The following is a 19,689-nucleotide window of genomic DNA, read 5'->3' as shown; positions in this document are numbered from 1 at the left end:
TCAACTCTGCGGGCCCGACAGCGAGATGTCGCGTTCGGCGCGGAACACGTTGGCATAGAGGTTGGCGATCCACTGGCGCCCCGTCGATGTCATGTTGAGATAGCGGATCTCGGTCTGGATGTGCGGGGCGACGCTGTTCCAATAGAACTGCGGATAGCGGTTGACGATATCGGCCGGTGACTCATAGCCGAGCTGCCGGTTGATGCCGACCTCCTCGAACTCGTAATACAGCGCGTTGGCCTTGCGGATGTAGTTGGGGTCGCCGAGCTGTCCGATCAGGTCGGCGGCGCGCACGATCGACTGCTCCTCGTCGAACTGCTGGCCGGCGAGCGGCGGAAAGCGCGTGCCCTCGATGGCGCGGGCGATGCGATCCTTGTCCAGCGGCGCCATGCCTTCGATGCGGTTGATCACGTACAGCTTCGAGCGGTCGACGTGATACGGCATCAGGCTGGCGTCGGAGGCGCCGCGCGGCAGGCAGATCTTGCGGCCGCCGCGATCGATGACGAAGCCGTCGACGTCGTCTTCCCTGAACAAGCCGCGGACATAGCCGATGTCGTGGAGCAGGCAGGCCAAGATGACGTGGACGTAGTCGTCCGCCGTCATGTGGCTGTGCAGCGCGCGGCCGCGCAGGATCTCGTGGCCGGCCAGCGTGACCAGCAAGGTGTGCTCGACGTTGTGATACAACGCATCGCTGTTGCCGATGCATTCCAGCGCGATGCGCGCAGCCGCCGGAAGCATCTCCGTCAACTGGGTATGAGACGATCCGAAACGGCGTCGCATATAGGAGCTGAGGAAACGCTCCAACGCCGCTGCCGCGAGCTCCGGTAAGGTCATCATCGCCGCTGCCCCGCCTCAGACAGCCCAAACACAACGTCAAAAGACATAACGCCCGAAAACACAATCACGATAGCGCGGCTCGCGGCACGACTGAGACGTCAGGACGACACGGCTCAGGACGGCCAGCTTCGCACGGACACGCGCGAGATCGGCCCCCCGGAGCGTTCGAGCACCTTGACCGACGAGCATAGCCCAGGTTGCGGATATCGGCCACACCCGGACGAGCACACACCGGAAAACTGCGGGCCAAGCGACTGAATCTGACGCGATCGAGGTCGATCGCTAACGTCCCCGCACCGGCAGCGGCGGCCGTGGCGGTCGTGTCTCACCGCGATAGGCCGGTCGCCGCGCAGGGGAACGGCGGGCCGGCGCGGCCGCCGGCGCATCGACCGACTGCAGATAGGTGCTCAAGGCCGACGCGGAGTCGTCGCTGCTGGTGTAGTGCTTCTGCAGGAACAAATAGAGCGTCAGGCGAAAGCGCCCCTTGGCGAGCCCACGTGCCGAGCGATGACAGGTGGCGCAGCTGTCCGCAAACAGCCGCGCGCCGGATTTGCCGGCATCGAGATCTTCCGCCTGTGCACTGCTGATGACAATCAGCAGCAGCGCGGCCGATCCAACAAACCCCAGCCGCGCCCCGGCGCGCCCGCGCGCGTGGACACGCTCAGGCGACATCAGCCCGCGGGCTTTCCTCCGCCTGCACACCCAGCGCATCGAGATCGACCAGCGCCGGATCGTCCGGCATCGGCTCGCTCTGCTGCTGTCCGCCGCCATGGACGTGCATCAGCGTCTGCACCCGGCGCGCGTTGAGATAGTCGACGTGCTGATGCGCGAGCGCCAGCGGCAGCAGGGCCTTCGGCAGCGCGGTCATGGTGAACGCGGCGACGCGCTTCACCTCCTCACCCTCACGCCAGGTCAGCGGACTCAGCGTGTAGATCATCTGACGGTCGGTCTCGGGCGCAGGCAGTTGCCTCACCTCGGGCGGCGCCAGCAGGGCCACATTGATGTTGCCGGCCCGCGTGCGGCTCGCGGCCGCGCGCAGCTCCCAGCAGATCAGCTCCGCGGCGGACAGCACCTCGCGTCGGATGTCATCGACATCGGACGCGAAGCGGCTGGCCTCGCTCAGCGCCGCACGGCCGCGCGTGACCGCATCGACGAGCGCCGCCGCACCGATCTCGAAGCGAGGAACCGCCTGCTCGATTGCGGTGGCGACGGCCTCGATGTCGTTGGCGGCGCGGTCGCGGTCGCGCTGTGCCACCGCGTCGGCGAAGGCGCGCTCCGCCAGGATGATCTGCTCGTCGCATTCGGCGACCGATGCGCGCAGCGCCTTGGCCTTCTGCTCGACCGCCTGCATCTTCGATTCGGCACGATCGAGCTGCCCGTTGCTGGCGCCCGCCTTGGCGAGCCGCTCCGCGGCGACGCGCTTCTCGTCCAGCGCCGCCTCGGCCACCCGGAGACGATCCGTCAGCCGCCGCCGCGCGGCCTGCTTGTCCTTCAGCGCACGCTCGAAGATCTCGACGGGGCTCAGCTCACGCTTGAAAAAGACCATGGCAATAATCCCTGGACGGCGGGCGCGCCGGCAACGTTGGTCAGCGGCGAATCCACTGCCGAATCATGTTGCCCGATTCTTGCGTGGAAAATGGGTCGGAAACCAGGATGAGATGCGGCACACGTTCCCCTTGACGAAACGTATCCACCGCCGGCTGCGGCCGGGCAGAGTCGAGCGAGGCCGCCGGAACGCGCGGCATATTCTAAAATTGGGATCCGATGTCAGCTCTGATGGGGACCGCGCATCATCCTCATGGCGTCCGAGATGTGGCGCCATTCGCGGGCCTCCTCGGCCTCGCCACTGGCCTCGCATTGCTGCGCCTTCTGCGCAGCTTGTGCGACAGCCGAGGCGCCGTGCACCTCGAGCATCTGCCGGGCGATCGCGTGGATCTGGACTTCAGACATCATGTCGAGCTCCTGTCGCCGGATCGAATGGTCCGCGACAACTTTCTCTACACCGATGCGTTCCGTGAGCTGGATCACCGCACGTCCGGTTCCACCGGTTCAGACTGCGCCCCGTAATTTACCTTACGTGATCAATCCGATTTCGCGCACGCCGCCGCACTGTTACTTCTGACTGAGATTCGCCGGATGGCGATTTGAGGAGACGGACATGACGCAGGTCTTCTTCCACTGCTCCAATCCCGATGAGTTCCTCGTCGATCGGCGTGGAACCGCGGTCATCGATCTCGCCGAGGCCTGTGATCACGCCGAGCGCGTCATGCATTCGCTGATCTCCTCCGAAAGCGACGAGGATTGGCGCGACTGGGTGCTGCACATTTCCGACGATCTCGGCGAGGAAATCATCGCCATGCCGTTCGCGTCGGTGCTCGGCCCGATGCATTGAACGGAGCTGCGCGCCCTGCCGCGGCGCTGAGACATTGTGTCCGCATTAGGGTTACTGGCTCCCTCACAGGTTCCGCTCCTCGCATTCTTATCGCCACATTTGTCCGCCATTTCGGCGCTGATGCGACGGAGGGGACATCTCATGACCAGACTGCTGACGACCGCGGCCTTGGCGCTGACACTGACGGCATCGGCGGCGATGGCCGACGAGCACCGCGGCGGCGATGCCGCGCTGGGGGCCTTGTCGGGCGCCGTCGTATTCGGACCGGTGGGAGCCGTTGCCGGCGCCGTCGTCGGCTATACCGCAGGTCCTTCGATCGCGCGCTCCTGGGGCTTCCGCCGCTCGCGTGCAGCCCGGTCGCAGCAGGTCCGGCGTCCAGTCAGGGACAGCCAGGCTGCGATGACCGAGCCTCAGCAGCAGCCGCAGGCGGCGCCGCGCAGCGCACCACCGCCTGCACGGACCATTGCTGTCGCTCCGCTGGCGCCGCGCGGCCCGGTGGCGCCGCCGGTGCAGACACTCGAGTAGACCCGCTGGTAAATCAGTAGCCGCGGGCGCGATCGACGACGTTCAGCAACGTCTCTCCGCGCAGCAGACGCCGCGCATTCTCCGCCACCTGCTGCGCGATCACCTGCCAGGAGGCGATCGCCGCCATGTGCGGCGTCACCAGCACGCCCGGATCGCGCCACAGCGCATGGTCCGCGGGCAATGGCTCATGCTCGAAGACGTCGAGCACGGCGCCGCGCAGATGGCCGCTGCGGAGCAGCGCGACCAGATCCTCCGTCACCAGATGCTCGCCGCGGCTGCACAGGATCAGCGCGGCACCCTTGGGCAGCCGGCCCAGGCGCCCGGCATTGAGCAGGCCCACGGTCGAGGCCGTCAGCGGCAGCAGCGAGACCAGGATCTCCGTCTCACCCAGGAAGTCGTCGAGCGCATCGGCGCCGCTATAGGTCCGCACGCCGGCAAGCGCCTTGGGCGAGCGCGACCACGCGCTCACCGCGAAGCCCAGCTCGACCAGACGGATCGCCGCCGCGGAGCCGAGTTCGCCGAGCCCGAGAATGCCGACCCGACGGTCCTTCGCGGCACGCTGCTCGTACCGACGCCACACGCCGTTGCGCGCATTGCTGACCACGCGATCGAAGTCGCGGTGGAAATACAGCGTCCCCCACAGCACGAACTCGGTCATGGCCGCGGAGATATCGGGATCGACGATCCGGCACAGCGGCACATCCGGCACGGTCGGATCGGACAGGATGTTGTCGACGCCCGCCGCGATCGAATGGATCAGCTTCAGCTTCGGCATCGTCGCGAGCGCGCCGGGCTCCGGCTTCCAGCACACCGCAAGCTCGGCATCGCGTGCCGCCGACTCCGGCCATGACGCGACGGTCACGCCCGGCAGCTCGCGCGCGAGCAGCGCCTGCATCGGATCCATCAGTCCGGGACGGCTGAGAAGCGCGACCGTGATCATGCCGGCCGCAGTCCGCACCATTGCGCGACGAACATCGCAATGGACAGCGTGGTCTTGCGCACGCTGTCGAGATCGACGCGCTCGTCGAACGCGTGCGGACCGATGCCATAGGGCCCGTAGCACAGCGCCGGGATGCCATAGTCGACCTGATAGTAGCGGGTGTCGTTGACCGCCGTAGAGAGCCGCACGTCGAGCGGCTTCTCGAATACCCGTGCATGTACCTCGGCCAGCGCCGCCTCGGCGGCGCTGCCGGGCTCGCACACCGCAGGATCGGCCTGGAAGCCGCTCCACACCAGCTCGACCGGATTCTCCGACAGGAAGCTGTCTGCGGCCTGCGCCTTCGCGAGACACTGCTCGATGCCGGCCATGGCCTGCGCCGGCGTCTCGCCCGGCAGCACGCCGAGCCGGCAATCGAGGTCGCACCAGGCCGGCGTCGAGCTCGCCCAGTCGCCGCCCTTGATGATGCCGACGTTGAACTTGATCGGATCCTTGACCGCAGCGAACCAGGCGTTCGACTTGGCACGCGCGTTGATCTCTTTCGTGTGCTCCTGGAAGGCGCGGATCAGATGCATCGCCGAGAGGATCGCATTGGTGCCGGTCTCGGCATAGGCGACATGCACCGGCGTGCCGCGCACGCGCAGCCGGAACCAGATCGCGCCGACCTGCGCGCGGGTCAGCGTGTGGCCGGTCGGCTCCGGGATCAGGCAGGCGTCGGCCGTATAGCCGCGCATCAGAGTCGAGAGCGCGCCGTTGCCCGTGCTCTCCTCCTCGGTCACGGTCTCCAGATGGATGCGCCCGTCCGGCACGAAGCCGGCGCCCTTGATGGCATCAAGCGCGAAGATCATCGCGGAGACACCGGCCTTCATGTCCTGCGCGCCGCGGCCGATCATCCAGCCGTCACGCACGATCGCCTCATAGGGCGGATCGTTCCAGAGATCGGTCGGGCCCTCGGGCACGACGTCGATGTGGCCCTGCAGGATCAGGCTGCGGCCCTTGCCCGCGCCGTCCAGCGTCGCCACCACCTGCTTGGAGCCGTCGAGTGCGATGCTGTCCATCGGCGCCGCCTTGGGATGGCGCATCAGGTCGACGTCTTCAAGGCTGAAGCGGTCGACCTGATAGCCGCGGGTCGCGAACTCGCCGGCCAGCCAGTCCTGCACCGGCGCCTCTTCGCCGCGCAGGCTGCGGAACTGGACGAGTTGCTGCAGGAAGGCGACCTGCTTGGCGAAGTTGGCATCGACAGCGGCGGCGAGCCGCTCCATCACATCATTCGGCACAGCCGCCGCAGCGTCAGTCACGTCTCAAACCTCCAGCCTTCCCATTCACCTCGGCCGCGCGTCAGGCGGCCAGGCACTTCTCCAGGATCGCGAGCCCTTCGTCCACGATCTCGTCGGACGCGGTCAGCGGCACCAGAATGCGGATGGTGCTCGCGGTGACGCCGCAGGACAACAGGATCAGTCCGTTTTCGTGTGCGACGCGGGTCACGCGCTTGGTCATCTCGGAATCCGGCTCGTCGCTGCCGCGCTGCTTCAGGATATCGAATGCAACCATCGCGCCAGGACCGCGCGGCCCGGAAACCGGAACCAGGTTGTTGGCGCGCGAGAAGCGCTCGATCGCCGCGCGCAATCGGTCGCCGATCGCATTGGCGCGGTCGAGCAGCTTCTCCTGCTCGAACACGTCGAGCACGGCGAGCGCCGCCGCGCAGGCCAGCGGATTGCCGCCATAGGTGCCGCCGAGGCCGCCCGGCTCCGCGGCGTCCATGATCGCGGCACGTCCGATCACGCCGGACAGCGGCATGCCGCCGGCGAGACTCTTGGCGACGCAGATCAGGTCCGGCTGCACGTCGTAGTGCTCCATCGCGAACATCTTGCCGGTGCGGCCGAAGCCGGTCTGCACCTCGTCTGCGATCAGCACGATGCCATGGGCGTCGCAGATCCGGCGCAGGCCCCGCATCAGGTCCGGCGGCGCCTGGTGGAAACCGCCCTCGCCCTGCACCGGCTCGATGATGATGGCCGCGACCTGCGAGGCGTCGATGTCGGCCTTGAAGATGAAGTTGATGTAGGACAGCGTGTCCTCGACCGACACGCTGCTGCCGGCGATCGGGAACGGCGCGTGCCAGACCCCGGGCAGCGGCGGTCCGAAATGCTTCTTGTACGGCATCACCTTGCCGGTCATGGCGTTGGCGAGCGCGGTGCGGCCGTGGAAGGCGCCGGTGAAGGCGATGATGCCGCTGCGCCCCGTGGCCGCGCGCGCGATCTTGATCGCGTTCTCGGTCGCCTCCGCGCCGGTCGTCAGCAGGATCGACTTGGCCGGCCCCGAAATCGGCGCCAGCGCGTTGAGCCGTTCGCTCAGCCGCACATACGGCTCGTATTGCAGCACCTGGAAGCAGGTGTGGGTGAAGCGGTCGAGCTGCGCGCGGATCGCGGCAACGACATGCGGATGGCAGTGGCCGGTGTTGAGCACCGCGATGCCGCCGGCAAAGTCGACATAGCGCTTGCCCTCGACGTCCCACACCTCGCTGTTGAGGGCGCGGTCGGCAAACAGCGGCGTCGCATAGCTCACGCCCCTGACGACGGCCTCGTGTCGTCGCGCCAGCAGGTCTTCGTTCGCAGCCGAAATTGCAGCCGAAATTACAGCCATGGCTCAACTCCTCGTGGGAAAAATCGAGCAGAAGGCTACGCCGAGAGCCGTCGCGATCAATCAGCTTGTTCCCGATGACAAGTGCCTGCAATGCACCAGACCCAGCGGGATGAGCGCGCGGCTACGCGGCGAGCACCTGCTTCAGCCACGCCCGCAGCGCCACGATCGCGGGCTCGTCCCAGCGCTCCCGGAGCGCGACGAGCTGATAGGCTCCCATGTGGAGTGCCGAGGGGATCACCTCGACCAGCGCACCGCTGCGCAGATCATCGGCGACCAGCACCTCGTTGGCGAGCGCGACGCCCTGGCCGAAGCGGGCGGCTTCGATGGCGAGATGCGCGTGCCACAGCCGCTGGCCGCGCAACGTGACCGGCTCCCGATACCCCGCCAGCTCGAACCATTGCTCCCATTGCGCGGTGGACTCCTCGTGGATCAGCGAGGCCCTGGCGAGGCCCGGGAGTGTCGCGATCGCCGGAAACCTTGCCAGATAGGCCGGGCTTGCGACCGGGAATACACGTGGGCGCACCAGCTCCTCGGCGACCACGCCGCCGCCCCGGTCGATCGCCTCGGCATAGACGATCTCCGCATCCGCTTCGCCGCGCTGCAGGTCGGGGTGCGCCAGCGTCGGCTGCAGATTGATGTCCCAGTTGCGCGGCGGGCCGCTCAGCTCGGGCAGCCGCGCCAGCAGGCGGCGATTGGCGAGGCCTGGAATGCACCAGATGTTCAGGGTCGGACGCGCTGCGGGCCGCACCGAAATTGTCGCGCGGGCGATGATGTCGAAGGCCTGGCTGACCTCGGCATGAAACTGGCGCCCGGCCTCGGTCAGCGCGAGGCCCCGCCCCTCGGCACGCACCAGCGCCACGCCCAGGCTGCGTTGCAGATTCTGCAGATGACGCGAGACCACGGTGTGGCTGACGGCGAGCTCGTCGCCTGCGGCGCGCACGCTGCCCTTGCGGCCGACGGCCTCGAAGGCACGCAGCGCGATCAGGGAGGGCAATCGAGGTCTCGTCATGCTCGCACAGTTCTCAGCCTGCGCGATCCCCCTCCCCGCCCTCAAGCGGGAACCGCCACGATCCGTCTGTCGCGCGGCTGATGTCGGAGCGCCGGCTGCCTTGGCGGCGTCCGTTGACCGCACGAGGCGCTCCGGGCGGAGCGCCGCATCGCGGTCACGAGGGCGCTTGCGCGCGTCATGCCGCTCTTACCGTCAGCATCGGCGCAACGCCAGCCCAGAGAAAGCCACACTCGCGGGAGCGACCTCCGCGGACGTCTTAACGTGGCAGGCCGCGTCGCAAACGATCCTTAAGCCTGCGGCCATGGCAGTCCGCTATTTGCCAAAAAGTTTCCACAATTCGACTTTGAATCGGCAGTGCTTCGAGCAGGAGAACCCCCAAGATGCGGATCAGCCAAATGATCTCCGTCGGTTCGTTGGCAGCCCTCGTCGCGACGGCCGCCCCCGCACTGGCGAAAAGCTCCCAGACGCCCAAACCAGATGATCAGGCCACATCGTCCCTGCCGTGCCGCGCCTACCAGCAGGCTCCCGACGGGACATGGATGGAGCGGCCCTGTCAGGGCCAGGGCGCAAGCGCGCCGGCGCGTCAGCGCGCGGTCACCAACGGGGCCGGCAGCGCGGAACAACGTTAGCGGACTTGTGGTTAGCGGACTTGGCACGAGAGCCGGAGCGCCTGCGCTCCGGCCTGCGCTGGTGCCGCGCTCAGTAGGGCGGCGCCCTGCGCGCCCGCTGCTCCCTGCCCGCCTCGACCCACCACAACAGATCGTCGGCAAAGCGCGGAAACGCGCGCTCCAGCGCCTGGCCGGAATCGCCGGTCGGCTTGCCGTCGGCAGATAGCGCCTGACCGATCGGGCCGACGGCAAGCGTGCTCGACACCACCACCATCCCCATCTCCGACAACGTGCCGTGCCACGCGGTGGCGGCGCGTGCCCCGGAGAGCCGGCCGGCGGAATAGCTCGCGATCGCCGCCGGACGCCAGAACCATTCCTCGAGAAAGTGGTCGGTGAGGTTCTTCAGTCCCGGCTGCATGCCCCAATTATATTCGCCGGTGACGAACACGAAGCCGTCGGCGGCACGGATCTTGGCCGCAAGCTCGGCCATGGCCGCTGGCGCCTGGCCGGGCGGATATTCCTTGTACATGCGGTCGAGCATCGGGAGGCCGACCGCCCTGGCGTCGATCAGCTCGACGTCCTGGTCCTTGGCGCGCAACCCGTCCACGACGAATTGCGCGAGCCGGATGCCCATCCGGTCGGAGCGATAGGAGCCGTAGAGGACGAGGATGCGGAAGCTCATGGCGCGTCAACTCCTGGCCGGACGATCCGCGCCAGACTACCACGCCGCACTGCCATCGAGGTCATTATGGTCACGCCGCGGATCGATCGACCGGCGGCGCGTGGTTGGCGGAAACGAGGCGTGGCACGCTCAGCGCGTCACCGTGGCCGAAGCGGAGCGCTCGGATGGCCGGCCGAACACGCTGCGGCAACCGTCGCTGAGGCTGGCGCGCTGCTTCATCATGCAGGCAATGATGCGGTCGCGATCGGGAATCTCGGACGAGCACAGCCGGAACACGTCGCCGGTGCACAGCCGCCGCTGGTCGTCCTCCGTGAAGGCATGGCCCGCGCGCGGGCTGGCGACCATCGCCAGCGCAAGCCCTGCCATTGCCACATTCCAATTCCGCATCCTGAACAGATGAGTTCGCATCGCCGTCCCCAATTCGCCCGCTGTTTGTCCGGTTCACCCGCTGCTTTCGCTGATGTCGCGAAGCAGTTGCCGCCGCAGAATCAAATGATGACACGTCGCGGCGCGCCTTCAACAAGCGCTCTCGTTCCTGCACCACAATTTTGCGGCCTGTTGCATCTTCGACTCCTTTTGCGCTGCCGGACCCCGTGAGACGCCGCCAAATTGTCATTAGGCGAACGCAATCCGGCCCAGCCGCGCTCACACTCTCACGGCGTAGTGGCGGCGTGCTGATGGTGCTTCGGACCATCACGTGTCCCGAGTTTAGGTGTGGGAGTCAGGTTCATGGCGTACACGATGGTGGCTGAGCGGGAGCAGCAGACAATCCGCAAGCAGCGCGAAAGCGCCCTCATCGTTCTCGCCAACGCACAGGTGATGGAGGCGGAAGGCTGGCAGGTCGTCATCACCGACGAGGACGGCAACAGCCTGCCGCTCGCCGAGTTCGAAGCTGGCATCTCGCAGAAATTCTCGTCCTGGTATAAGGCCAAGCAGCGGCCGGTGGTGCCCACCACCATCCCAGCCCCCAACCTCTTCTCGACGCCGGCCAATGACGACGCCGAGCCGGAGGCCATCGTGGCCGCCGAACTCGCCGCCGAGCAGGTCGAGACGGCCGAGGTCCAGGAAGCTGCGGTCCAGGAGATCGCCGAGGACGATTTCGAAACGGCCGAGACCGCCAACGCTCCGACGGCCGAGAAGGCCGAGCGCGAGGAGATCGCACTCGACGCCGCCGAGATGGCCGACTGATATCGCCGCCGCGCCGCAGCATCGCCGGCTTCAGTCGTCGCCGTCGTAGAACCGCTCCAGCGGCAGCCTGATCCGAGCCCTGCCGAGCAACGATGTGGGACGGCTGTGGTGCGGACCGAGTGTGCTTCGGCGCGCCGTCGCTTCCTCGCGCGACCGGCGAGTAACAAACATGTTCGCAGCGCGGCTTTCGATCGAACAACGATCATTGGAACGAAGAACCGCCTGCCCGCCGGGCAAATCAAAGCGCATTTCCATCCGGCGGCGTCGCCTCCACGGCCTGAATCGGCAACAACGGCGGTGCGCGCAGAAGCGATTTTCGGCAGGCCCATCAAGCTGATTTGGCCTGTCCAGTCCCATCGTCAGAGATATTCCGCTTTTCCTAAATCGGATTCAGTGCTTTTGTCGTGCCATCTCTCGCTCGCAAGAGGGGCGTATCGCGGTCGTCACGGACGTGGAGCGGGAGGAGCGGTGGACGCGATGGCAGCGCAGCGCATCTTTGCGCCGACGAACGCTGATGTCGCGTACGGTCAAGTCGCGTGGTCCTGGCATCCCGACGCTGATGCCCCCACGGTGGCGCGCCCAAAGCGCGTTGTCGTGCACGGTGACCAGAAAGCCCGGCGCACCGGGGAGCGCGCGAAGCAGCCGTTAAGATCATCGCGCGGGGAATGCCGGTTGCCCGGCGGAACCTGTGGTGACTGCCGCCTGCTTTTTTTCTGCAGGCGGGCCATGGGTTGCGGCCAGCATCCCGGCATTCCCCGCGCCCTCTGCCGTGCGGAGGGCAAGACGAATGGAATCACTCGGACGCAGGATGCGTCGCGAGATCGCGAGATCATGGGTGGATGATGGCGGATGGCGGGAGGCGCTTGTTCGCGAGGCGCCTCAACACACACGTCGTCACTCCGGGGCGCGCGGAGCGCGAGTCCGGATCCATATGCCGCAGCAGAACTTATGAAACGAGATGGAGTGACCAGCATGCCTCACATGCCCGCTCTGGATTATGGATGCCGGGCTCGCGCTCCGCGCGCCCCGGCATGACGGTGGAGCGAGGTCATGGCCCATCTCACGGTCGTCATGCCCCGCGCAGGCGGGGCATCCAGTACGCCGCGGCCTTTGGGTCGATCACTGCCGTCCCGGAATACTGGATCGCCCGGCCGAGCCGGGCGATGACGCCGAGCAGGAATTCTCGGCCCGGAAGGCCGCGCGAGGTCGTTGTCTCAAACGCGTCATCGTCTGCATCACAACAGCTTCGCGCTCACGAACAGCGTGCGCACGGCGTTGGTGGCCTGCACCGTCATGATCGCGTTGTCGGCCGCGGCCTGCAGCGCGGCCATGGCCTGGTCGTGCAGCGACTTGAACTCCATCCACTCGACGGCATTGAGGCTGGTGAGAAACTGATGGGCCTGCCCGACCGTCGAAATCACGACCGGCTTGCCGTTCACCTTGATGTTGAAGGTAGTACGCAGACGCGTTTCCGAGTTTGCGGGATCAATCATGGGGACCTTCCGGAAGATGCGACGGGCGTCACCGCCGAGGTCGCGCCGAGGCCCAGCAACAAAACGTCACTCGGTCTTTTGCGCGGTCCGCGTCGGGGTGCCAGCCTCGAGCCCGACGACGACAACGAGTCGGTTGAACTCGCCGTCATCATACGCCTTCAGGAAGCGATCGTAATTCTTGATCGAGACGCAGCCGTTCGAATCACCCTCCGGACCCAGCATATAGGGGTGGGTCAGCAATCCGCTCCGGCCCAGGGTCGATCCTTCCACCACGTTCATGCGCAGGGCGCGCACGCCGTGAAACGGTTTTTCGCGCGGCTTCAGGTCATAGGTGGCGGGTGGGGTCGCGCCAACCATGCGCTGATTGACGTGCTCGGGGTCGTCGCGCAGGCTGCCCATGCCGGAATGGGCCTCGAGCCCGATGCCGGACGGCAGATACACCATCCTGGCCTTGATGTCGTACACGGCGGTCTTGTCATAGCCGAGCGCGCCGAGATCGATCCCGGAGCGCACGATGCCGCTATCCGGACCGAGCGAGGCGAACTTGGTCGGGCTCGGCAACAGGTCGGACAGCTTCTGCAGGATGGAGCGATCGTCGACGCGTCCGACGGCTTCAGGCGCACTGGCCGAAACCAGGCTGGTCGGCAGGTTGGCGACGGACGGGCGCGGTCGTGGCAGCGGCACGCCCGGTGCAGGCATCGTGACGGTATTGCCCTCCGTCAGCATCGGCCGCCAATCGCTGTTGCTGGGGTCGCGTCCGCCCGAATCGCGCGCTTCCATGCCCTTGACCAGCGCGGCCCGGGCATCGAGCAGTTGGCGGTCGATCGCGCCGCGAAGGGCGAAACGGTCGAGCGCGCGAATCGCGTCTTTTTCCGAATAGGCCGTGGCCGAGGCAGAGGCCGGCGCGAAACGTGTCTCGAAGGTGATGGACGGCGCGCCGGCGGCCGGCAGCGCCGCGGTCGCAAGCGACGTCTCCTCGCTGTTGGCGCCGACCCATGCAGCCGCGCCCGCCGCGATCGCAAGTGCTGCAAGCACGAATGCGATCGCTTCGGAGCGCCCGAAGCGGCCTTGCGACAACAGAACGTCTACGCTTGCTTCACTGGAAGCCATCACGTCCCCGATATACCCCCTTTTTCGGACCACCCGGGAAAGGTGCCCGACCCCAAGGGGTACGATTCGACCCGTCATGACATAGGATGGCAAGAGTGCGGCATAATCTAGACAAACGCCAGCCCGGAGTGCCACGGCGCCTCCGGGGGATTGGGCCCGCCCTGGCGCCGCCATGTCTTCCCAGAACAAGAAATTACCTCGATCATTCAAATATTTGGAGCAGCCAATGAAGGCGGATTGTGATGCTCTCGGCCGATTTGTCGACGCACAGAATTCGATTTATTCGCGTGTGACCGCCGAACTTGCGGCCGGCGCCAAGCAAAGCCACTGGATGTGGTTCGTGTTTCCGCAGGTCGAAGGGCTCGGCCACTCCGCCATGGCCCAGCGCTACGCGATCCGCTCCCGTGCCGAGGCCGAGGCCTATCTGACGCATCCCCTGCTCGGCCCGCGACTGCTCGAATGCACCCGTCTGGTGCTCGCGGTGCAGGGCAAGTCGCTGCGCGACATTCTGGGTGTCCCGGACGATGCCAAATTCCGCTCCTGCATGACGCTGTTCGATTCGATCAGCCCGAACGGGATCTTCGCTCGGGCGCTCGATCGCTATTGCGACGGTGCGCGGGACCCGGCGACGCTCGCGTTTCTGCAGCACCGCACCGCATGAGCACACGGTTACCGCAGACGCGCATCTCGGCCTCATCCGGCCGACACGGCAATGAACCAGCTCTGCCGTGCGGCCGGATTTCGGGTGACAAGCCCGAACAGGAAACTTGATCGCGCCAAGATTTGCGGCTCCCATCCGCCGCGTTGTTTGTCCCAAGGAGACACACTCATGAAGAAGTTTTTCCTGATTGCCGCGCTCGCGACCTTCGCCGCCGGATCTGCCTTCGCCCAAGACAGCTGTGAGACCAAGGCCGTGGGCAAGGACGGCAAAGTGCTGGCCGGCGCCGCCAAGACCTCGTTCATGAAGAAGTGCATGGCCGAGACCTGCGAAACCAAGGCGGTCGGCTCCGACGGCAAGAAGCTCTCCGGCGCGGCCAAGACCAGCTTCATGAAGAAGTGCGAGGCCGGCGGCTGACGCGCTGGCGGCTGACGACACTGGCGCCCCGCCATGATGCTTGGCGGGGCAAGCCATGCCGGCGGGGTCCAAGCCGTTCGACATCGAGGTGCTCGCCTCCCCGCGTCGTAGGACCGGCACACTGTTGAACCGAGGGGAACCCGCAGGACACCACTGCATGTCGCCCGCCCTGGCGGGCCCATGCGAGATCATCATGCTCACCGCATCCGCCCTGCTCTGGACCCGTGTCGCCGCCGGCATCTTCGGCTTTCTCGCCCTCAATTCCGGCTACGGACTCTGGCTTCAGCGCAAGAAGACCAGCGGCGGCCGCGACTGGCCGGTCGTCGAGGGGGAGATCGTGGCCTCGGCGGTGTCTGTCGCGGCGACGCATCGGTCCGCAGATGACACCGATGCCAAGCCTGACATCCGCTACCGTTACGAGGTGTTGGGCAAGAGCTACGAAGGTCGCCGCATCCGTTTCGGCAGCCCGAGCCGCGTCACGCGCCTGCAAGCCGACGAGATCGCCGGCAAATATCCGCAAGGCGCGAAGGTTCGCGTTTTTTACGATCCGAAACGCCCCTCGCAATCGGTGCTCGAGCCCACCAATGCCAGCGGCACGGCGGCGCTTGTGGCGCTGTTCGTCGTGCTGTCGGCCGTGACCGCCGTGTTGGTGGCGCATTCGCTCGCCGGCAAGGTGCTCACGACCGAGGCTGGCGTGCCGTTGTTCGCCTTCCTGATGCCGTTCGCCCTGTTCGGCTTCGGAGCCGTCGCACTCGCCTCCTATTGGAAGCTGCGGCAGGAGCGCCTAGCGAGCCGCTCCTGGCCGACTGCGCCGGGGCGCATCACGCGCTCCGGCGTGACGATGGAGATCACACGACGTGAGGACGATCGCGGACGAGAAACGGAAGAGGAGCGTTTCCGGGTCACGATCGAATACAGCTACACGGTGAATGGTCGCTCTTTCCACAGCACGCATTGGAACTGGGGCTGGACCGCGCTGCATTCCGACAGGTCGAGCGCTGAAGCCGTCGCCGCCAAATACCCGGTCAACACCGACGTCACCGTCTACTACGATCCGTTACAACCCGAGACGGCCGTGCTCGATCCCACAAACAAGAGCGGCGTCACGGCGCCGCTCTGGGTCGGCATCTTCGTGATCGCGATCGGCGCGCTGTTCCTGTTCGTCTTCACCCACGTCCAGATGAGCTAGCTTGGGATGATGCGAACAAAGCGCAAGCAGAGCACGAACGACGAGTATGGCCGCGTCGTCAGCTGCGCAGGCCCGGCGCTTCGTGGCCGCTGCGGGCGACATACTCGGTATAGCCGCCGCCATACTGATGGAGGCCGTCAGGGGTCAGCTCGAGCACGCGGTTGGAGAGCGCGGCGAGGAAATGACGGTCGTGCGAGACGAACAGCATGGTGCCCTCGAAGCTCGACAGGGCCGCGATCAGCATCTCCTTGGTCGCCATGTCCAGATGGTTGGTCGGCTCGTCCAGCACCAGGAAGTTCGGCGGATCGTAGAGCATCTTCGCCATCACGAGCCGCGCCTTCTCGCCCCCCGACAGCACCCGACATCTCTTTTCGACGTCGTCGCCGGAGAAGCCGAAGCAGCCGGCCAGCGCCCGCAGCGAGCCTTGACCAGCTTGCGGAAACGAATGCTCGAGCGACTCGAACACGGTTTCGTCGCCGTCCAGCAGGTCCATCGCATGCTGGGCGAAGTAGCCCATCTTGACGCTGCCCCCGATCGCCACCGAGCCGTCATCGGGCTCGGCGGTGCCGGCAACCAGCTTCAGCAAAGTCGACTTGCCGGCGCCGTTGACGCCCATCACGCACCAGCGCTCGCGGCGCCGGATCATGAAGTCCAGCCCGTCGTAGATGCGGCGGCTGCCATAGCTCTTGGACACGTTCTTCAGCGCCACCACATCCTCGCCCGAACGCGGCGCGGGCAGAAAGTCGAACGCCACGGTCTGGCGCCGCTTCGGCGGCTCGACCCGCTCGATCTTGTCGAGCTTCTTGACCCGGCTCTGCACCTGCGCCGCGTGCGAGGCCCGCGCCTTGAAACGCTCGATGAACTTGATCTCCTTGGCGAGCATCGCCTGCTGGCGCTCATATTGCGCCTGCTGCTGCTTCTCGTTCAACGCCCGCTGCTGCTCGTAGAAATCGTAGTCGCCGGAATAGGTCGTGAGCTGGCCGGCGTCGATCTCGATCACCTTGTTGATGATCCGGTTGATGAACTCGCGGTCGTGCGAGGTCATCAGCAGCGCGCCCTCGTAGCCCTTGAGGAAATGCTCCAGCCAGATCAGGCTCTCGAGATCGAGATGGTTGGACGGCTCGTCGAGCAGCATCACGTCGGGCCGCATCAGGAGAATGCGCGCCAGCGCGACGCGCATCTTCCAGCCGCCGGACAACAGGCCGACGTCCTTGTCCATCATCTCCTCGGAGAAGCCGAGGCCAGCCAGCGCCTCGCGGGCGCGGCTGTCGAGCGCGTAGCCGTCGAGCTCCTCGAACCGCGCCAGCACCTCGCCATAGCGCGCGATGATGTCGTCCATCTCGTCGGCACGGTCCGGATCAGCCATGCCGGCCTCGAGCTCCTTGAGCTCGGCCGCCACCGACGACACCGGCCCGGCGCCGTCCATGACCTCCGCCACCGCGCTGCGACCGGACATCTCGCCGACATCCTGGTTGAAATAGCCGATCGAGACGCCGCGATCGATCGAGACCTGCCCCTCGTCGGGCTGCTCGCGGCCTGAGATCATCCGGAACAGCGTCGTCTTGCCGGCCCCGTTCGGACCGACCAAGCCGATCTTCTCGCCGCGCTGAAGGGCGGCGGAGGCTTCGATGAAGAGAATCTGGTGGCCGACTTGCTTGGAGACGTTATCGAGGCGGATCATGAGGGCTCAGGCGGTGGACAGGTTGCCGCCGCTCTTAGTCGATGCGCGCCGCCGGCGGAAGGCGCAATTTTGCAGCGCAACTCACGCCTCGAGCGGAGCCGGTCAGCGGCCTTGAGGCCGAAAATCCTGGTTGCCGAACGGCTTGTCGGTCGGAATGCGGATCGCGACGTAGCCCCGATCCATCGACGCGTGGCATGCGTTGCATCCCGACGTCAATTCGGTCACGGCGGAAGCGAAGCGCTTGCCATCCTTGGCGGCTATGGCGTCCGAGATCGACTGGATCGGCTGGCCGAGCGTGGTGACGTTGTCCACCGGCAGGCCTGAATAGAAGACCGCAGCGTCAGTCAAGCTCTGCCTCAACTGGGCAAGCTCATAGGACGCGAGATCCCAATTCTTGGACTGTCCCGCGAACCAGAGCTTCGCGTGTCTGACCTGAATCAGATTCATGATGTCACCGAGCCGCGGCAGATATTGTTCTGCATTGGACTGCGACTGCGCTGCAGCCAGGGAGATGGCCGAACAGGCGACCAGAACGCCTGAAACCCACTTGCGATAGCTCATTCCATGCCCCGCTTCCAAACAAACCGCTACGGGAAGACATACCGCTGCGATCGAAACCGGACTTGCGATTGATCAAGGCCAAGGCCGCCTCCGATCGTTCGAGCCCGCCAGACGAATGATCCGCCGAAGCGGCTGCCTCGGCGGATCATCATATCAGCCCCCGGCCCCGGGGTGTTGTGTTCGGCGTCTTAGGCTGCGGCTTTCGCGCCGGTCGGAACCATCGCGATCGTCTTCAGGACCTGAGACGCGATCTGGTAGGGGTCGCCCTGGGAGTTCGGACGGCGGTCTTCCAGATAGCCCTTGTAGGCGTTGTTCACGAAGGAATGCGGCACGCGAATCGAGGCGCCGCGGTCGGCCACACCCCAGCTGAAGGTGTCGATCGAGGCGGTCTCGTGCTTGCCGGTCAGGCGCATGTGGTTGTCCGGACCGTACACCGCGATGTGGTCGGCACGAGCTTCCTTGAAGGCGTCCATCAGCTTCTCGAAATACTCCTTGCCGCCGACTTCGCGCATGTACTTGGTCGAGAAGTTGCAGTGCATGCCCGAACCGTTCCAGTCGGTGTCGCCGAGCGGTTTGCAGTGGAACTCGATGTCGATGCCGTACTTTTCGGTCAGGCGCAGCATCAGATAGCGGGCCATCCACATCTGGTCAGCAGCCGTGCGCGAGCCCTTGCCGAACACCTGGAATTCCCACTGGCCCTTCGCCACCTCGGCGTTGATGCCTTCGTGGTTGATGCCGGCCGCGAGGCAGAGGTCGAGATGCTCTTCGACGATCTTGCGGGCGACGTCGCCGACGTTCTTGAAGCCGACGCCGGTGTAGTACGGGCCCTGCGGGGCCGGATAGCCGTATTCCGGGAAGCCGAGCGGACGGCCGTCCTTATAGAAGAAGTACTCCTGCTCAAAGCCGAACCACGCGTCTGGATCGTCCAGGATGGTGGCGCGGGCGTTCGACGGATGCGGGGTCTTGCCGTCCGGCATCATCACTTCGCACATCACCAGCACACCGTTGGTGCGGGCGGCGTCGGGATACACGGCAACCGGCTTCAACACGCAGTCGGAGCTATGGCCTTCGGCCTGCATCGTCGACGAGCCGTCGAAGCCCCAAAGAGGCAGCTGTTCCAGGGTCGGAAAAGAGGAAAATTCCTTGATCTGTGTCTTGCCGCGCAAATTCGGCACCGGCTTGTAGCCGTCGAGCCAGATGTACTCGAGCTTGTATTTCGTCATTGAGCCTCTCTGTCTTATCGAAAGGTGGGAGCCCAGCAATCGAAGGCTCCCCGCTTACCCGGCCACGATCGGCCAGCGCACTCTTAAGCATGGAACGTGCCAAATCCCGCGACGTCCCGTCGCGTGGACGGAGACCAATCGGGGCGGAGCCGGCGGCGGATTTTGCACGTCAGGGGTGCGGCAAAGCAGCGCGACCGGGATTGCACGGAGCGCATGGCGGAGAAAAGAGCCTGTCGAAAACCCGCTTGATTCCTTAGCATTTGCGGCGATGCGCAAGAGAGGCCGAACAAGCCGTCAGCACCTCCCGGACATTTTCGAAAAGACTTGAGCTCCGCTTCGCAACCTTTGGTCCAGCCCAAGTGTTGGTCAGCGGCACGTTGCTGCGGAGGGAGCACAAGAAAAAATGCCTGTAAAACGCGCAACATGTGATTTCGTTTTGATCATGTTGCATTCCCTCCGGGCAGCACTGATATCGAGACTGGTCACCACAAGACAACGAGTCGGGCGCAACCTGATGTGTGGCCCGCTGGAAGGAGACT

At 65.8% G+C, this 19,689-nt stretch carries 21 protein-coding genes; 6 read left to right on the top strand and 15 right to left on the bottom strand.

Annotated elements, in window-relative coordinates; translation table 11 throughout:
• The 4 genes from QX135_RS21495 to QX135_RS21480 form a co-directional block, all read right to left on the bottom strand.
• Positions 1 to 837, bottom strand: coding sequence for an HD domain-containing protein (locus QX135_RS21495; RefSeq protein ID WP_315741143.1), 837 nt, complete (start codon positions 835 to 837; stop codon positions 1 to 3).
• A gap of 282 nt (positions 838 to 1,119) precedes the next feature.
• Positions 1,120 to 1,509: a cytochrome C gene (locus tag QX135_RS21490; protein WP_315813683.1), complete on the bottom strand. Its 390-nt coding sequence runs from the start codon at positions 1,507 to 1,509 to the stop codon at positions 1,120 to 1,122.
• Positions 1,499 to 2,383, bottom strand: coding sequence for a hypothetical protein (locus tag QX135_RS21485; RefSeq protein ID WP_315741141.1), 885 nt, complete (start codon positions 2,381 to 2,383; stop codon positions 1,499 to 1,501). The genes QX135_RS21490 and QX135_RS21485 overlap by 11 nt, the downstream gene beginning before the upstream one ends.
• A gap of 221 nt (positions 2,384 to 2,604) precedes the next feature.
• A complete protein-coding gene (locus QX135_RS21480) occupies positions 2,605 to 2,787 on the bottom strand; it encodes a hypothetical protein (RefSeq protein ID WP_315775288.1) in 183 nt (60 codons plus the stop codon).
• Positions 2,788 to 2,995: 208 nt separating this feature from the next.
• Here QX135_RS21480 and QX135_RS21475 point away from each other — a divergent pair, with 208 nt between their 5' ends.
• Positions 2,996 to 3,229: a DUF6894 family protein gene (locus QX135_RS21475; RefSeq protein ID WP_315741140.1), complete on the top strand. Its 234-nt coding sequence runs from the start codon at positions 2,996 to 2,998 to the stop codon at positions 3,227 to 3,229.
• Between the two features lie 141 nt (positions 3,230 to 3,370).
• On the top strand, positions 3,371 to 3,754 hold the full coding sequence (locus QX135_RS21470; protein WP_316180168.1) for a hypothetical protein: 384 nt from the start codon (positions 3,371 to 3,373) through the stop codon (positions 3,752 to 3,754).
• Between the two features lie 13 nt (positions 3,755 to 3,767).
• Here QX135_RS21470 and QX135_RS21465 read toward each other — a convergent pair whose 3' ends face one another.
• From QX135_RS21465 to QX135_RS21435, 6 genes are all read right to left on the bottom strand, one after another.
• Positions 3,768 to 4,694 (bottom strand): glyoxylate/hydroxypyruvate reductase A, encoded by a 927-nt coding sequence (locus tag QX135_RS21465; protein WP_316180195.1) that lies wholly within the window; start codon positions 4,692 to 4,694, stop codon positions 3,768 to 3,770.
• A complete protein-coding gene (locus tag QX135_RS21460; protein ID WP_316180169.1) occupies positions 4,691 to 5,989 on the bottom strand; it encodes an ArgE/DapE family deacylase in 1,299 nt (432 codons plus the stop codon). The genes QX135_RS21465 and QX135_RS21460 overlap by 4 nt, the downstream gene beginning before the upstream one ends.
• A 40-nt stretch (positions 5,990 to 6,029) precedes the next feature.
• The gene (gene gabT, locus QX135_RS21455; protein ID WP_316180170.1) at positions 6,030 to 7,331 is read right to left on the bottom strand and encodes a 4-aminobutyrate--2-oxoglutarate transaminase; all 1,302 of its coding nucleotides are present in this window, start codon (positions 7,329 to 7,331) and stop codon (positions 6,030 to 6,032) included.
• A gap of 121 nt (positions 7,332 to 7,452) precedes the next feature.
• Positions 7,453 to 8,340, bottom strand: coding sequence for a LysR substrate-binding domain-containing protein (locus QX135_RS21450; protein ID WP_316180172.1), 888 nt, complete (start codon positions 8,338 to 8,340; stop codon positions 7,453 to 7,455).
• Between the two features lie 699 nt (positions 8,341 to 9,039).
• The gene (locus QX135_RS21440; protein ID WP_315798487.1) at positions 9,040 to 9,630 is read right to left on the bottom strand and encodes an NAD(P)H-dependent oxidoreductase; all 591 of its coding nucleotides are present in this window, start codon (positions 9,628 to 9,630) and stop codon (positions 9,040 to 9,042) included.
• 129 nt (positions 9,631 to 9,759) lie between these two features.
• Positions 9,760 to 9,996 carry a hypothetical protein gene (locus QX135_RS21435; protein WP_315712310.1) on the bottom strand — a complete coding sequence of 79 codons (237 nt, stop codon included), beginning with the start codon at positions 9,994 to 9,996 and terminating at the stop codon, positions 9,760 to 9,762.
• Positions 9,997 to 10,359: 363 nt separating this feature from the next.
• Here QX135_RS21435 and QX135_RS21430 point away from each other — a divergent pair, with 363 nt between their 5' ends.
• Complete coding sequence (locus QX135_RS21430) at positions 10,360 to 10,818, top strand: hypothetical protein (protein ID WP_315741133.1); 459 nt, start codon at positions 10,360 to 10,362, stop codon at positions 10,816 to 10,818.
• 1,235 nt (positions 10,819 to 12,053) lie between these two features.
• Here QX135_RS21430 and QX135_RS21425 read toward each other — a convergent pair.
• Both QX135_RS21425 and QX135_RS21420 read right to left on the bottom strand, forming a co-directional pair.
• Positions 12,054 to 12,311, bottom strand: a complete 258-nt coding sequence (locus QX135_RS21425) for a hypothetical protein (RefSeq protein WP_315712312.1) — start codon at positions 12,309 to 12,311, stop codon at positions 12,054 to 12,056.
• 66 nt (positions 12,312 to 12,377) lie between these two features.
• Positions 12,378 to 13,421: a DUF2778 domain-containing protein gene (locus tag QX135_RS21420; protein ID WP_315741164.1), complete on the bottom strand. Its 1,044-nt coding sequence runs from the start codon at positions 13,419 to 13,421 to the stop codon at positions 12,378 to 12,380.
• A gap of 226 nt (positions 13,422 to 13,647) precedes the next feature.
• On the opposite strand from QX135_RS21420, the gene QX135_RS21415 reads away from it, so the two are divergent.
• The 3 genes from QX135_RS21415 to QX135_RS21405 all read left to right on the top strand — a co-directional run bounded on the left by QX135_RS21415 (position 13,648) and on the right by QX135_RS21405 (position 15,685).
• Complete coding sequence (locus QX135_RS21415) at positions 13,648 to 14,082, top strand: DUF1810 domain-containing protein (protein WP_315741132.1); 435 nt, start codon at positions 13,648 to 13,650, stop codon at positions 14,080 to 14,082.
• A 168-nt stretch (positions 14,083 to 14,250) separates the two neighbouring features.
• Positions 14,251 to 14,496 carry a hypothetical protein gene (locus QX135_RS21410; RefSeq protein WP_315741131.1) on the top strand — a complete coding sequence of 82 codons (246 nt, stop codon included), beginning with the start codon at positions 14,251 to 14,253 and terminating at the stop codon, positions 14,494 to 14,496.
• Positions 14,497 to 14,689: 193 nt separating this feature from the next.
• On the top strand, positions 14,690 to 15,685 hold the full coding sequence (locus QX135_RS21405; protein ID WP_315741130.1) for a DUF3592 domain-containing protein: 996 nt from the start codon (positions 14,690 to 14,692) through the stop codon (positions 15,683 to 15,685).
• A 58-nt stretch (positions 15,686 to 15,743) separates the two neighbouring features.
• On the opposite strand, the gene QX135_RS21400 is transcribed toward QX135_RS21405, so the two are convergent.
• The 3 genes from QX135_RS21400 to QX135_RS21390 all read right to left on the bottom strand — a co-directional run bounded on the left by QX135_RS21400 (position 15,744) and on the right by QX135_RS21390 (position 19,150).
• Complete coding sequence (locus tag QX135_RS21400; protein ID WP_315774584.1) at positions 15,744 to 17,366, bottom strand: ABC-F family ATP-binding cassette domain-containing protein; 1,623 nt, start codon at positions 17,364 to 17,366, stop codon at positions 15,744 to 15,746.
• A gap of 102 nt (positions 17,367 to 17,468) precedes the next feature.
• Positions 17,469 to 17,927: a hypothetical protein gene (locus QX135_RS21395; RefSeq protein ID WP_316180178.1), complete on the bottom strand. Its 459-nt coding sequence runs from the start codon at positions 17,925 to 17,927 to the stop codon at positions 17,469 to 17,471.
• Between the two features lie 188 nt (positions 17,928 to 18,115).
• Positions 18,116 to 19,150 carry a glutamine synthetase beta-grasp domain-containing protein gene (locus tag QX135_RS21390; protein ID WP_315712320.1) on the bottom strand — a complete coding sequence of 345 codons (1,035 nt, stop codon included), beginning with the start codon at positions 19,148 to 19,150 and terminating at the stop codon, positions 18,116 to 18,118.
• Positions 19,151 to 19,689: the final 539 nt, after the last annotated feature.

Origin of the sequence: Bradyrhizobium sp. SZCCHNR1098 (assembly GCF_032489375.1) — a bacterium.
In the GTDB taxonomy this organism is placed as follows: domain Bacteria; phylum Pseudomonadota; class Alphaproteobacteria; order Rhizobiales; family Xanthobacteraceae; genus Bradyrhizobium.
This window is presented reverse-complemented; position numbering and strand designations above follow the sequence as displayed.

Coding starts and splice junctions, on each gene's coding strand:
- QX135_RS21495 (WP_315741143.1), bottom strand. CDS start 837: ATGATGACCTTACCGGAGCTCGCGGCAGCGGCGTTGGAGCGTTTCCTC.
- QX135_RS21490 (WP_315813683.1), bottom strand. CDS start 1,509: ATGTCGCCTGAGCGTGTCCACGCGCGCGGGCGCGCCGGGGCGCGGCTG.
- QX135_RS21485 (WP_315741141.1), bottom strand. CDS start 2,383: ATGGTCTTTTTCAAGCGTGAGCTGAGCCCCGTCGAGATCTTCGAGCGT.
- QX135_RS21480 (WP_315775288.1), bottom strand. CDS start 2,787: ATGTCTGAAGTCCAGATCCACGCGATCGCCCGGCAGATGCTCGAGGTG.
- QX135_RS21475 (WP_315741140.1), top strand. CDS start 2,996: ATGACGCAGGTCTTCTTCCACTGCTCCAATCCCGATGAGTTCCTCGTC.
- QX135_RS21470 (WP_316180168.1), top strand. CDS start 3,371: ATGACCAGACTGCTGACGACCGCGGCCTTGGCGCTGACACTGACGGCA.
- QX135_RS21465 (WP_316180195.1), bottom strand. CDS start 4,694: ATGATCACGGTCGCGCTTCTCAGCCGTCCCGGACTGATGGATCCGATG.
- gabT (WP_316180170.1), bottom strand. CDS start 7,331: ATGGCTGTAATTTCGGCTGCAATTTCGGCTGCGAACGAAGACCTGCTG.
- QX135_RS21450 (WP_316180172.1), bottom strand. CDS start 8,340: ATGACGAGACCTCGATTGCCCTCCCTGATCGCGCTGCGTGCCTTCGAG.
- QX135_RS21440 (WP_315798487.1), bottom strand. CDS start 9,630: ATGAGCTTCCGCATCCTCGTCCTCTACGGCTCCTATCGCTCCGACCGG.
- QX135_RS21435 (WP_315712310.1), bottom strand. CDS start 9,996: ATGGCAGGGCTTGCGCTGGCGATGGTCGCCAGCCCGCGCGCGGGCCAT.
- QX135_RS21430 (WP_315741133.1), top strand. CDS start 10,360: ATGGCGTACACGATGGTGGCTGAGCGGGAGCAGCAGACAATCCGCAAG.
- QX135_RS21425 (WP_315712312.1), bottom strand. CDS start 12,311: ATGATTGATCCCGCAAACTCGGAAACGCGTCTGCGTACTACCTTCAAC.
- QX135_RS21420 (WP_315741164.1), bottom strand. CDS start 13,421: ATGGCTTCCAGTGAAGCAAGCGTAGACGTTCTGTTGTCGCAAGGCCGC.
- QX135_RS21415 (WP_315741132.1), top strand. CDS start 13,648: ATGAAGGCGGATTGTGATGCTCTCGGCCGATTTGTCGACGCACAGAAT.
- QX135_RS21410 (WP_315741131.1), top strand. CDS start 14,251: ATGAAGAAGTTTTTCCTGATTGCCGCGCTCGCGACCTTCGCCGCCGGA.
- QX135_RS21405 (WP_315741130.1), top strand. CDS start 14,690: ATGCTCACCGCATCCGCCCTGCTCTGGACCCGTGTCGCCGCCGGCATC.
- QX135_RS21400 (WP_315774584.1), bottom strand. CDS start 17,366: ATGATCCGCCTCGATAACGTCTCCAAGCAAGTCGGCCACCAGATTCTC.
- QX135_RS21395 (WP_316180178.1), bottom strand. CDS start 17,927: ATGAGCTATCGCAAGTGGGTTTCAGGCGTTCTGGTCGCCTGTTCGGCC.
- QX135_RS21390 (WP_315712320.1), bottom strand. CDS start 19,150: ATGACGAAATACAAGCTCGAGTACATCTGGCTCGACGGCTACAAGCCG.